Below are 13,133 nucleotides of genomic sequence, written 5' to 3'. Positions count from 1 at the left end.
GGAAGAGGCGACCCATGCCAAAACGGCCCCTCGTTTTCATTTCCTACCGCCACGGCGACCCGTGGACGGAGTTGACTCGTCGCCTGCAGGTTCGTTTGAAGAACGTCTCAAAGGCGCTGGGCTTCGATCTGTTCATCGACGAAGGCATGGGTGCAGGCGTAATGTGGGCGCAGCATCTCCAGCAGCAGCTCCAGGCAACGACGCACTTCGTCTGCATGCTCTGCGACGAATATTGGGAATCGATCGAATGCCAACGCGAACTGATGTTCGCAGTGGAGAGCTTTCGCGCAACGGGCGAGCCGCGGCTGCTGTTCGTGCTGGCCGAAGCGATGAGCCCCGAATACCTGACTTTCGACGATGCGGGCCGCCCGGACAGGCTCGGCCTGCCGGGCGACGGCGAGCGTGTCATCCAGTCCGTCAGCGACGTGAATTTCCTGGGGCCGTTCGACGGCAACCTCCGGCTCGAACCGCTCAGTCAGGATTCGGCCGCGCGCTTTGCCGAGCAGTTGACGCAACTCGTGAAGCGCCTCAAGGAAACACTGCCGACGCTCGATACACAAACCGCGCGGACTATGGGAAGCCGGCCATGACGAACGTCACGTTCACCGCAGGCACAAAGATCGAAAAGTGTCTCCAGATAGAACGCATCATTTATCTGTCCTGGGTGTCGGACCGCCTGGGGCAAGCCGATCAATGCGCGAAAGATTTCTGGGTCAAGCTCAAATGCTACCCGTACGACGCCTACAACACGCCGCTCAAGACGATCTATCGGTCGCGTCAAGAACTTCAGCCGCCGAAGGCGGGCGATCTCGCCAATTCACATATCAGTCCGCTGATGGTGATCGAGAACATGAAAGATGTCACCGATGTCATCGCCTTCCTGACGGACGACTACATTGCCGCCGAGCCGCACGTTTCCGAACTGGTGGATCTGAGCCAGTTCGTCAGGCGCAAGCGCACAGAGGAGGCCGCGTGGGAGCAAGGCTCACCAGAAAGCGCCGAGCAAAGGGAGTTGGCCATGTGGCTGATCCTCGTTCATCAGATGTCGGATCCGAGGGAATACGCGCTCGTCGCCGACACGTCCCCCGACTGGTGGCACGAACTGCTCGACGGTAACGACTATCTGCGGCTGGGCGACGTATCGGGCGAGACCCTGAAGCAGCAATTGCACACCGCCGCGACGCGTCTGCGCAAACATCAGCGGCTCGGCTGCGGCAAATGCTGCCATCGGCACGAGACCGCCGGGAATGAAACCGACGTCGCACCCAGCACGAGTTGGCTTCGCCGCTTATTTCGGGGTGCGGCGTAGTGCCGTCAGGCCGCGTCTCTCAAGGAATGGAGGAGCCATGAATCGCCAGATCGAACTCCCGGTTTTCATCGGGCACGGCAGCCGCGCAGAGATGTCCGGCAATCCAGACGCGAGCGTGGCAGGCAACGGAGTCATCCTGCGCGAGACGCCCTCCGACGGTAACGAGGCTGACCACGCCGAAGCCGCATCTGTCATCTATAACTTCACCGATCATCCCGAAGGCTATTCCGCCAGCGCGGAATTGGCCGAAGCGGTCAACACCGCCGTCATTCTCGGCAAGCCGCTTCTGCTGACAGGACGGCCAGGCACGGGAAAGAGCCAGTTGGCCGACCGCATCGCGTGGGAATTCGATCTTGCGCCCGTTCTGCGCTTCGAAGCCCAATCGATGAGCGAATCGCCCGACCTGTTCTATCGCTATGATCTGGTCGCGCAACTCGGCGATGTCGAAATCGCGCGCGCGCAGTTGACGTTCCAGACCACGGGCCAGGCGCCGGGCACTGGGGATCCGATGCCCGCGAAACTGAGACCCGAGAACTTCATCACGTTCGGGCCGCTTGGCCAGGCGGTTCTGCGCGCCGCGCCCGAGGGTAACGAGGATCTGCTCGCCGTCGCCTTTCCGGACGAACCCGCCCACCTGGCCCGGCCGCGTCCTAGCGTCGTGCTCATCGATGAAATCGACAAGGCAAGCCGCGATTTCCCCAACGACTTGCTCAATGGCATCGAGCGCCTCGACTTCCGCATTCGCGAGATGCGCGACCGGCTGGTCGCCGCACCGCGCGACGCCCGCCTGCGGCCCATAGTCGTTATCACGAGCAACTCCGAGCGCGATTTGCCTGATCCGTTTCTGCGCCGCTGCGTGTACTTTCATATCGAAGATCCCGACGAGGAAACGCTGCGCAAGATTCTGCTCGCGCGCGTCTTCCCCGAGAGATACATGAGCGAACGTAGCGCGGGCGAACAATCGCAATTCGCCGTCGCCGGCTCGACGCGCCTCTATGACGACCTGCTCGAGTTCTTCGTCGATTGCCGCGAGCGCTGCGGGCCCGAGTTGCGCTACCAGTCGGGTACCTCGGAGCTGATCGACTGGGCGAAATCGCTGCGCAATTCGGGCCTCCCCAGCGACGGACTCATGCGCGACAGCATCGCAGGCGTAAAACGCGCGCTCTCCGCCGTGGCTAAACATCGCGATGATCGCGGGCTGATATTGCGGGCGATCGACGAATGGGCGAGACGCCCATGACCTCGCCCGACACGTCGGCGCCAAGGTCCTGGCCGCCGTTCATCGAACTCGTGCAACACCTGCGCGACGCTTGTTTTTCGCCGGGTGCGACCGAACTCGTCAACGCTGGGCGGCTTTTGCGGCATCTGGAGGAGCGCGGCGAGGCGCTCTCGCCCGACACGCTGCGCGCGCGCCTGCGCCCGATCTTCTGCAAGTCGCGCGAAGACCAGAGCCGTTTCGACGATGCATTCCGCGAGTGGATCGACGACACGAGAGCCACCAGTACGGACGACGAGGCCGAGCTTCGTCCCCCAAAGGAGAGCCCATGGCGCAGGTTCACGACGTTCTATGCGAAGTCGCCCCAGATCGTCTGGTATTTTGCCGCGCTCTTCGTCGTAGTGACCGTGTTCGCGATCGCAGTCAACTGGGGCACGCCTCTGGATGAGCGCCAGAGGCCCGAACTGAAACTCCCGGCAGTGGAGCAACTGATCACGAAGCCCATCCCGGTGCCGCGGCAGGTCGAGCAGTACTATCCCGCGGCCCGCTCGAACGACGAAGTGAACACGTCGATCGTCTGGGGCATTTTTCTGCCGTTGGTCGCGATTCTGCTGTTCGTGTGTGCGCCAGCGTGGTTCCTCGCGCGCACCCAGCGACGCCAGATGTCCGCAAGCATCAAACTCGACGAACGCTCGCTGCACGAAGCGACGCAGCACATCGTCCCTACTCTGGCTTCCGACATCGCCACCCCGCTCGAACGTCATACGCGCGAATCGCGCACGGCGCGCGGCACGCTCGCTCGCCGCGCACCGTTGCACATGCGCCGAACCATCGAAGCCACGATGCGCAACTTCGGCATTCCCGAACTGCATTTCCGGCACACGAATCTGCGGCCATCCTATTTGATGCTGATCGATGCGGAAGACGAGGCCGATCCGCGCGGACGCCTCTTCTACATGTGGGCGAACCGGCTTCGGCAGGAAGGGCTAGATGTCGACATCAGAATGTTTCATCGCCGTAAAGGCGAGGCACCGGTCGCGTACCGGCTCGCCGCACGCGGAAAACTCGACGACGCGCACGGCGAACCCCTCGATCGTCTTCCTGATCCTCCTGTCGGTCAGCGGCTTATCGTGGTGTCGGATCGCGACGCATTCACGGGTCAGGACGGTCGTCTCCTGCCATGGGTCGAGTCCGCGCGTTTCTATCGCTGGCGAAATCGCGCGCTGTTTACCCTGATCGAACCACAAGACTGGGACCTGCGCGAACAATTGATCGAACAGCCCGAGCGCGCTGCCGATCCCGGCTTTCTGGTTCTGCCGCTCGAAGAAGACGCGCTGCGCGCATGGGCGACGCTGCTGGTTTCGGGGGAACTGCCGAACATCGTGCTGAGCGAACCGCAGCGCTATCCGCGCCTGCTCGCCGAAGGCCGGTACGACTTTCTCAGCGACGATTTCAGCAACAAGGAGGTCGCTGAACGCCTGATCGCGCAGTTGAAGCTCTATCTGGGCGACAACGGCTTCCAATGGCTCGCGGCGCTCGCGGTCGCGCCGGTCGTACGGCATCCGCTGACGCTTCTGATCGGCGAACGGTTCTTCCGCCTCGCGAACGTCCAGCACGAAGCCGAATTACGTTATCTGATCGCGCGCAATTACCGGCGGCTTGCGCGGCTTCCCTGGCTGCGCAGGCAGTGCATGCCGAACTGGCTTCGGCTGTTGTTGCTGGAAGAATTGCCGCCGGAGACGCACGAGCGCATCCGCGAAGTCGTGCGCGGCCTGCTGGAACCGCTTTCACCGACCGAAGGCCCGGGCATGACCATCGAACTGGATTCTGTGCCCGATCCGCACGGCGCTCGTGTGCCCGTGGGCGAACAGAGCGTCGCTATTTGTCTCGGCTACCTGGGTGGAATGTCCGCGCAACGGCTTGCCATGCGTATTCCCGAGAAATGGGCGAACTGGATACGCAAACGCCCCGCTCGCACGCCCGCTCGCCGCTTCACGTGGCGCAATGCGGCGAGCGGGCTTCGCGACGAGCTGAAGGGGGCGTGGGCCGAACTCGCGTATCGCGGCGGTATGGTGCGCAACGGCACGCGCGGCGCGCTATGGATCGTCGTTGCAGGTTTGATGATCTGCGCGCTGGTTCTGGTTGCCGCGTCTATGCAAAGGAAGGGCTCTCACTCGGGAATGCTGCTTTCCGAGCAACATCATCCGATCAGCTATGTCATGCGTGGCACGCGAATGAATGCATACGGGTTCAGCCCGGACGGCGACTACGTACTGACCGCCGGCGACGATGGCCGCGTGCAAAATTGGAGCGTGCGCACGGGCGAGCCGCGCGGCGACCCGTTGTACCACGCTTCTTCAGTGACGCGCGTCGCGTTCTGCGGCCGGGGCGACACCGCAGTAACGACGACGTCGAACGGTGCAATCCAGTTCTGGCACTTGTCGCGTGGGGTGCGCGATGGCGACCCGCTGCCGCGCATAAGTGCGTCCGTGAGATCCATTGGATGCGATGATAACGGTCAGTTTCTCGCGGTGACGTACGACGTAGGGACGGTTGACATATGGGACATGCGCACCCGACAAAAAATGAAAAGCCGCCTTTTCGGCTATGGGGCTTATGCGGCCAGATTCGTGAATGACGCGGACACCGTCATCGTTGCGAGTTCTGACGGTGTCTTTTCGTGGGCATGGAGAAATGACGAATACTCGGTGATTCTCAAATGGGATCGCTTCGTCAATAACGCGTTCATCAACCTCGACGGTAGCAGCGTGATTACGCTCGGCGATGACGTCGCATGCCTCTGGAATCTCGAGGATGATTCGTCTATCTGTCCCCCCAAGTCATTCCAACGCATAAACGCCGTCGCGCTAAGCCCGGACGGCAGCCAGTTCATGGTCGCCGACGAACGAACCGTCCAACTGTGGAGCGTGCACCCCGCCCTCAGGCAGCTCAGGGTCTGGCAGGGCGGTGGCAGTCCGGTGAGCGACGTTGGGTTCAGCCCGGACGGCCAGCATCTCGTCATCGGCGACGCGGATCGAGCCACGCTATGGACCGGCGAGAATAACAACTTCGCGATGTCGTTGATGGATCTGAATGCGATGCATAGCCTCGTGTCCGCGTTGATGGCCGCACATCCGGTCGTGCCGACCCTGCTGTGGGTAATCGTGATTGCGATCATAGGGTGGCTGAACGCGCGCAGGTTGCGCCACCGGGTGGTGAAATTGAGCAGTATATGAATCAAGGCGGAGAAATCGTGGATACCGATGTCGCTGCTCCCATCGAACTGCCCGCGCTGCCGGTCGCGCGTTCGCTGCGACGCGTCGGCGCGATCGCCGCATCCATGGTGGCGGCGGGCGCGGTCGATGTCGTCAACAGAGAATTCTTTTGGACGACTGACCGAGACATCGATGTCGGGCAGTTGTTTTTGGACAATGCCGCGGTCATGCTGATCATGTGGCTGGTGGCCTGGTCGTTCCTGACGGTCGAACGGCACAAGCCGTTCGGCAGCACCTCCTGGCGTTATGTGTGGTTCGCGCTTTACTATGGCGCGGGGATGTTGTTCATGCTGCGCCTGGCTTTCGCGTTTTCCAACAATCTCTATGATTTCGTCTCGCAGACGTTCCGGAACACACAGTTCGAGAGCCTGACCGCCGGTCTGCGAATTATCGCCGCTCTCGCGAGCGCCACGTTGCTGCTCCTTCTGCTCACGGCGCTGCCGCGCGCGCTGGCGCGACTTCAGCTGAAAGGCCGCATCACGGGTCGCGCCGCCGATGACTGCCTGTGGTTCGCCGCCACCATCTGGAGCTTCGGCGCGCTCGCCGCATGGATCATAAACGTCAGTTGGGAACCCGACCGCTTCTACCGGCCCGTCAGTGACATAGCGGCCGTAACGGGCTTCGTTTTTACGCGCGTCGCGCTATCGCGGCCAAGGCCCGAGCGCGCACCGTCGCTCGTCATCGTGCTGCTCGAAGGCCGGAATTCGCGCGCGCTGCGGAACTTTATCAACCTCTTTTCCGGCAGATGGTTGCTCGGACCGGTCACGCTCATGGCGCCGGCATCGAATGCGATCGACTACTACGGCGCGCATGCCCGCGTCGCCGCGCGCGCGGACTGCCTGGAGACACTGTTCCCCAAGACCGTCGGCGAGCTGAGCCACGCACGAAAAGAGCTTCCGCGCGATGACGATTGGAAGGGGCTGGTCGCGCGGGAGTGCTATCCCACCCCGTCGCTGTGGACCGACTACTTCCGCTCGCTGCTGACGCCATCGACGTGGGTACTGCTCGTCGCCGAAAGCCACGATCTCGTCACGATCGGCGACGCGTCGAGGCGGCTCGATGCGATCCGCGCGAGCCTTCCCATCAGCCGCACGTTCGCGCTGACCGGCGCAGAGGTCCCCGCGACGCTACAGGGCTTGAGCATCGTGCGCATCGCCGCGGTCGGCAGGGACAGCTTCAAACGCGCCGCCAATGTCTTACAGCAGCACATCGGCCGGCATGAGGGCAAATCCATGCCGCAAGAGCCGGACTGGCCGGCGTTCTATCTGGGCGCACCGCTTGCGTGGAATGGCCTCGGCGTGTGTGCGCTATTCGCGCTCGGCGCGTTGCTGAATCATGGTTTCAGCCATCGGGCCACCACGACGGTGATCGTTGCCGTCCTGGTGGCCATCAACCATTGCATCGCCGCGGCGGTGGCGATCCTGCCGAAGCGCTATCTGAGCTTCGCGCGCCGCACCTTCTGGAGTGGCAGACCCAAGGGTGCCTATGCGCTGTCGGGCCTCGCGACGTTCCTTATTCTGCTAGCGCTGTCGGCCATGATTTATCCGATCCGGGTGCACTTCGGCAATGCGCCGATGACGCCGTTTTTCTCCCAGGCCAAGTGGCTACTGCTTTCGGTGACGCTCACCGTGACGCTCGCATCGCTATGCGACGATTATGTGCTCCAACCTGCCGATCCGCCGTGGTTGCGTCCGCTGGAAAGCATCGCGCTCGCCTGCGTGATGGCGATCGCGGGCTGGCTCGTGATCAACTGGGTCATGCCGGATATCGCACGGGTCCGGCCGAACATACCGGTGAGATCGTGGACGCCCGTCCTGGTGAGCGCCGGGATCGGCGCGCTATTCGGCTATACATGGCCGGCGTGGTATCGCCGGAATCTGCGCGCGCGTACGAAGCACACCCAATCCGCCGAGCCGGAAGAACGCACGAAGCCACCACTCCGAACGCCCATTGAACCACCGACAGTCGTTTGATTGGCAGGAGTCGCGCTCGCATTCAGCGCAGATTACCGTTCGATGCCGTTTGTACCGCAGGCGCATTGCAGCGGGTGAAGCCCGACGACGGAAGCAGCGGATTATCGCTGGATTGTATAGCGGTCGGCGATTGACCTATATTTGGGGGCGTGATTCGACTTAGACGGCTTGACGGCCGCCCAGCATATACACGTCGAACCGTAGCGGTGTAGGAGGCAAGCGTGCGATCTTTTGCCAGACCCGAGTCGAAGCCTGTTCAATCGAAGCGCAACGCAGCGCTGGCGCGGACCTTCGCCCCACACTCGGTGCATGAAATCCTCGCCACTCCGGGCCACTCGCTCGACCTCGCCTCCCGGCAAAAGTTTGGCGCCGCGTTCGACTTCGACTTCAGCCGCGTACGCATTCATGATGATTCGCGCAGCGCGCGCTCGGCGGATGACGTCGGTGCACGCGGCTACGCCGTTGGCGAGCACGTTGTCATGGGTCGTGAGAGCAATGCTCACACGCTCCATCATGAACTGGCCCACGTCGCGCAACACCCTGCCGCGAACCGGATTCCGCCGCACTTGCCCATAGCCGATGCGCACTCCCCTGAAGAAGCGGCCGCGCGCCACGCATCGGACGTGGTGACGGCTGGCGGACACATGCGCTTACCACCCGCCGATGGTGTCATCGCCCTCCAGCGCGACCCCCAACCCGTCGATCCCCTCGCGCGGACAGACGACAAAGGCGGTGCGAAAGAAGAACCGCCCGATCCGACGCCGTGGCTCACGCTCCAGGCGCAGGGGCTGATTCAGTACTCGCGCGTCTATACCATTCCCAAGCCGCCGCCCTGGATGCTGGGCGCGCAACTGGCCGCGAACATCCAATTCCACGGCGCTCCCAACAGCACCGGTTTCGAACTCGCGCTCGTGGGCCAGTACGGAAGAATCATGACCTGGGGCAGCAACGCTACTGCCACCGGAGACCAGTGGTCCGGCGCGCTGCAGCCCTCGTATCTGTTCATCAACACCGGCAGCACTCAGGTCGCTTTGTTCGGCCAGGGCGGGTTCGCTTCCACCTCTTCCAGTGACCCCACTCTCGCGGGCAAGCAGTTCAGTCTGCTCGGCGGCATTCAGGCCACGCAGGATCTGGTGGAGTTGGGGCCGCTCAAGTTGCAAGCCGTGGCGTCCTTGGCCGGCGGTCGTGCGTGGTCAAAAGGACCTGCGGATGATCAATATTCCGGCAGCCGCACGTGGCAGGTGAACGCCGGATTCCAGTTCGCTTGGGACGCAGTGAAGCGCAAACCCGCGCCGCCTCCGGAAAGAGTCGAAGTGAAGCTACCCGACGAGGCGAAGCCGCCCGTCGAAGAACCCAAAAAGACGGCCGATCAACAGAAGCGCGCCGACGCCAGGCAGACCGTGGATCAACCGGAGAACAAACCCGCCGACAAACCCGCAATTCCGCCTCCACCTTCGGACGCCACGTTTTTCTTCGTCAAGGATCGGCCGACGCACGGTGGGGGAAACGACAAAGGCGTTTTGGCGAGTGGAGATCTCGAAGGTCTCAAAGCGCAAATCGGAAAAGCTCTCGCGGGTGATCCTGGCCTCAAGATCTCAATCTCTGCGGCCGCCTCAATAGAGGGAACTACCGAGTACAATTGCGACCTTGGCTCGCGCCGCGCCGAATGGCTACGGCAACAATTGAACGTGCCGGTCGCCCGCATTGCGGACCCCGAACCAAATTTGCTGGAAGGCGCTTGCGCCGATAGCGGCGGTTTGATCAGCTTCGGTTCCACGAAAGCGGTCAACACCACCGACGAAACCAAACGCGCGCTGGACCGCTTCGCCGTGGTGCACTTCCACCACGGCAAGTAGACTGCGCTCGCTTTCATCGCCAGTGCCGACGTAAAACTCTGCCTGGCGCAGCATGTACTCTGCTGCTCAGCGGCTCGCTCGTTTCGTCCTGATCCGCGCGGCAGGCTTCGGGAAATCGCTGAAAAAACGTCCAGACACGTCCCGTATTCCGCGCCACTTCGCGGCCCAGGTGTCCGCGCTAGCCATTAGCGCACTTCCGGTTTCGATGATCCGTGTTCTATCGAGCGGCTCGATTCGTCTTTGATCCCGCGATCGACATGGAGTGCGCTATCGCTTGATTTATTAATTTCTTAAGAAAAGAGAACTTGCGCCCCTACGTTCGCGTCTTTTTTAGAAACCCGGTATTTTCGGGTTTTAATTAGCTCGCATCGTTCGTTGCCGTACATAGCGAAGTACGTTGATTGTCCTAGCCTTGCTGAAGAGCACCGCTGAAACGTACATTCGCTACAGCAATCCCACAAAAACGCTCCCGTTTGGAATGCGGCTGCTACACCCTCAAACTAAACCACCAGACGTCGAGTACCAGCCGCGCGTCACACGCATTCGTACTGCTCTATCCCCGCGAAACCTCGAACACGGGGTTGGCTCAATTTTCAAGTTGCATGCTTCTTTGATGGAGGGACCATTACGAGGCGACGGCTGTCTAGATTCGCAATCCAGGCGAAAAGAAATGATCCCGGCGTGAGTCTCGCTCTATCGCGAGAAAACAATGAATATTCCTGACGAAGCACATGGTGGTGCATATCGGCAATTTCCCACCCGCCCAGACCAATACCGGGGAAGCGCGTGGGACGCTACATTGGGCCAGTTGTTCTCGACGGCCGTTACGCATGCGACCGACCGCATCAACTGGTACGACGCGAAGGCCACCGAACGCGCGGCCGTAGCCAAGCGAATCCGCTTTATGTCGCTCCTTCTGTTTGCACTCGGAACGCTTGCACCAATATTGCTCACATTTCTGATCAAAATCGCTGCCGTCGGCAAGACTCCGAACACGCCTTCGACGTGGCTCGACATGATCGCTGCGTTGCCACTGGCGGAGATCGGCTATGTGTTGCTGGCCGTTGCGGGTGCGCTGGTCGTCTTCGACCAATTCTTCGACGCATCCGGTTCGTGGATTCGTTTCCGTCAATCGCAGGCACGGCTCGAAGTTTTGCTGGCAGACTTTCGATTCAGCTGGGCTCAGGCGATGGCACAGGCACAAGGGTCCCTTATCGGCAAAGAACGTCCCCCATCTTTCACGGCGATCTTGCGCGATTTCGTCATCAAGGTGGAATGGCTGGCGGAAGATGAGACGAAACAATGGGCAAAGCGGTTCAGCCAGATGATCGATACATTCGATCGAAATCCTAATCTGAAGGTGTCGCTGGGCGGTTCACCAGGCGCTCAGGCAGGTGCAGGTCCGGAGGCAGACGCGGATGACGCTGGCGGCCGGGCCGGCACGACCAATGGCGGGTACAGCGCGGCTGCCACTTCTCAACGCTCCCCACCCCCAGCCGCGCATGAGGACGAGCGCGTAGCGACCGTCAACGTGCGTCTCGCGATCGACGGCATCGACACGCTGGACGAAGGCTCCCTGCGCCTCGAGGTCGACGGCACGCAGATCGACGTAGCGGGCGATGGATTTGTCGAACTGCAACTCGCTCCTGGAATGGATCACGCGATCGTCGCGACCGGACAGCGCGCGCAGAAAGCCGTGCGCGCACAGTTGCAGGATAACGTGACGATCGAAGACGAGGACAAGCCGCTCACCATCATGTTATGACGGAGCCCGGTATGAACAGCATGTTTGTCGGGAAAGGATCGCCGTTGACGCAGAACGGATTCGACACTGTCCTCAGTGCGCTGGATGTCGATGCTTCTTCGCTATGGGCACTGGTCACCGTCGAAACCCGGGGTTTTGGATTTCTCGCTGATCGTCGCCCAAAGATACTCTTCGAGCGGCACGTCTTTCACAATCGCACTGGCGGGCGCTTCAGTGCATCAAACCCCGACATCAGTTCCAGTACTCCCGGCGGCTACAGCGGCGGGGCGGCCGAGTACGACCGCCTTGCGCGTGCAATGCAGCTCGACCGGCAGGCCGCACTCGAGAGCGCGTCCTGGGGTCTGCCACAGCTCATGGGATTCAATGCATCGAAGCTGGGCTACACCAACGTCGACGGCATGGTCCAGGCCTTCGTCGTCGATGAAGACGCCCAGCTTGATGGAGCGCGACGCTTCATCGCGAGCAACGCACCTCTCGCTTCGGCATTCCGGCAGAAAGTATGGCCGCGCGTCGCCTTCTTCTACAACGGCAAGGATTACAAGAAAAACGCGTACGACGACAAGCTGCTTCACTATCAGCAACTATATGGAATCAAGGGACTACCGAGCATCGAATTGCGGACGGCTCAGGCCATTTTGACCTATCTTGGGTTCGACACACACGGTGTCGACGGGGTGATTGGCAACGGAACTCGCACGGCGATCATTGCCTTTCAGCGTGCCAAAGGACTCAACGTCTCGGCCGAACTCGACGATGCGACGCTCGACGCACTGAAATCCGCGGCACCGTGACCAGTTCGCTCTAAGGTTTATCTCCGCTAAATGCCTTGAAGATTGCTGCGATATCCATGATCGGCAGTTGGCGATACCCGACATCGCCGATGGGTCCCCCGGCGTTGCCCAATCCAGGCACCGGAGTGATCTGAGGATGGATTCCATCATTCTGCATCGCGTGTTGGTCTGACGAGGTCACCTTCCGCAACGCATCGAAGACGGGAGAGCGAAACTGAGGACTCCAGGAGATCCGCAGATCGTCCAGTTGCACTTTCAGGCTGGCGAAATAATCCGCCCAGACGTCGACGCCTTGTTTTCGCCAGAATCGAGCCGCATGATCGGCATACCACTCACCAACGCCAAGACTGACGTTGACAGGGTTCGCGACCCACTCCTCGGCAAGATTCTGCAGCCACACGAACGCGCCGGACACGTTGTCGATGCGTCGCTCTCGCACAGCATTCCGTTTCAGAAAGTCTTCGAGGTTGGAGTCGCTCAAGGTGGGATATATCTGGAGATACTCGCTGCCGTTAAAGTAGTCTTTCGCGTTGAATCGTTCAGTCTTTTCATAGGGTATAAAAACGCCGATCCGTGACGAAATGCTCCCGTCGAAAAAACCTAGCTCCCACGGTGTCCAGAAGCCTATACCGGGCGCAGACGCAGAATTGGCAGGCATCCTGGCGCCCTCCTCCTGCGTTGGATAAATCATGATCAGGCACGTCGCGCGCGATATCCTGTTGCGGAGGATCTCAACTTTTTCGTGCGTCACGTTGCTTGTGTCAGCGAGTTCGGCGAAATCCGCGTCGACGAACGGTGTGAAACCGTAGCCGCGAATCGTCGTTGCGAGTTGCCGGGCTCTTGCCTCGTCGCTGTGACGATACGAGATGAATACGTCGAAGAACTCGGGAATACCATCTTGATCTTCTGCCACGATAACCTCCGCGACGACTGCACGTTTTTTCAAGC

Annotated in this window: 9 protein-coding genes; 8 read left to right on the top strand and 1 reads right to left on the bottom strand. The window is 61.1% G+C overall.

Going from position 1 to position 13,133, the window contains the following annotated elements; all coding sequences use genetic code 11:
• Positions 1-14: 14 nt before the first annotated feature.
• The 8 genes from F6X39_RS18500 to F6X39_RS18465 all read left to right on the top strand — a co-directional run bounded on the left by F6X39_RS18500 (position 15) and on the right by F6X39_RS18465 (position 12,185).
• Entirely contained in the window at positions 15-590 is a 576-nt protein-coding gene (locus tag F6X39_RS18500; protein ID WP_262414740.1) for a toll/interleukin-1 receptor domain-containing protein, read from the top strand.
• Positions 587-1,309, top strand: a complete 723-nt coding sequence (locus F6X39_RS18495; protein ID WP_187617658.1) for a hypothetical protein — start codon at positions 587-589, stop codon at positions 1,307-1,309. Before F6X39_RS18500 ends, F6X39_RS18495 begins: the two co-directional genes overlap by 4 nt.
• Positions 1,310-1,346: 37 nt before the next feature.
• Positions 1,347-2,549: an AAA family ATPase gene (locus tag F6X39_RS18490; RefSeq protein WP_187617657.1), complete on the top strand. Its 1,203-nt coding sequence runs from the start codon at positions 1,347-1,349 to the stop codon at positions 2,547-2,549.
• A complete protein-coding gene (locus F6X39_RS18485) occupies positions 2,546-5,761 on the top strand; it encodes a WD40 repeat domain-containing protein (protein ID WP_175164015.1) in 3,216 nt (1,071 codons plus the stop codon). Before F6X39_RS18490 ends, F6X39_RS18485 begins: the two co-directional genes overlap by 4 nt.
• A 17-nt stretch (positions 5,762-5,778) precedes the next feature.
• On the top strand, positions 5,779-7,773 hold the full coding sequence (locus F6X39_RS18480; RefSeq protein ID WP_187617656.1) for a hypothetical protein: 1,995 nt from the start codon (positions 5,779-5,781) through the stop codon (positions 7,771-7,773).
• A 221-nt stretch (positions 7,774-7,994) separates the two neighbouring features.
• Entirely contained in the window at positions 7,995-9,629 is a 1,635-nt protein-coding gene (locus F6X39_RS18475) for a DUF4157 domain-containing protein (protein ID WP_175164019.1), read from the top strand.
• Between the two features lie 709 nt (positions 9,630-10,338).
• Positions 10,339-11,394 (top strand): SLATT domain-containing protein, encoded by a 1,056-nt coding sequence (locus tag F6X39_RS18470; RefSeq protein ID WP_187617655.1) that lies wholly within the window; start codon positions 10,339-10,341, stop codon positions 11,392-11,394.
• 11 nt (positions 11,395-11,405) lie between these two features.
• Entirely contained in the window at positions 11,406-12,185 is a 780-nt protein-coding gene (locus F6X39_RS18465) for an N-acetylmuramidase domain-containing protein (protein WP_175164023.1), read from the top strand.
• 10 nt (positions 12,186-12,195) lie between these two features.
• On the opposite strand, the gene F6X39_RS18460 is transcribed toward F6X39_RS18465, so the two are convergent.
• Positions 12,196-13,098 carry a toll/interleukin-1 receptor domain-containing protein gene (locus F6X39_RS18460; protein ID WP_187617654.1) on the bottom strand — a complete coding sequence of 301 codons (903 nt, stop codon included), beginning with the start codon at positions 13,096-13,098 and terminating at the stop codon, positions 12,196-12,198.
• Positions 13,099-13,133 lie beyond the last annotated feature (35 nt).

Source organism: Paraburkholderia sp. UCT2, assembly GCF_014397665.1.
GTDB lineage: Bacteria > Pseudomonadota > Gammaproteobacteria > Burkholderiales > Burkholderiaceae > Paraburkholderia > Paraburkholderia tuberum.
The sequence above is the reverse complement of the archived record's forward strand: the minus strand, read 5'-3'. Positions and strand labels throughout refer to the sequence as shown.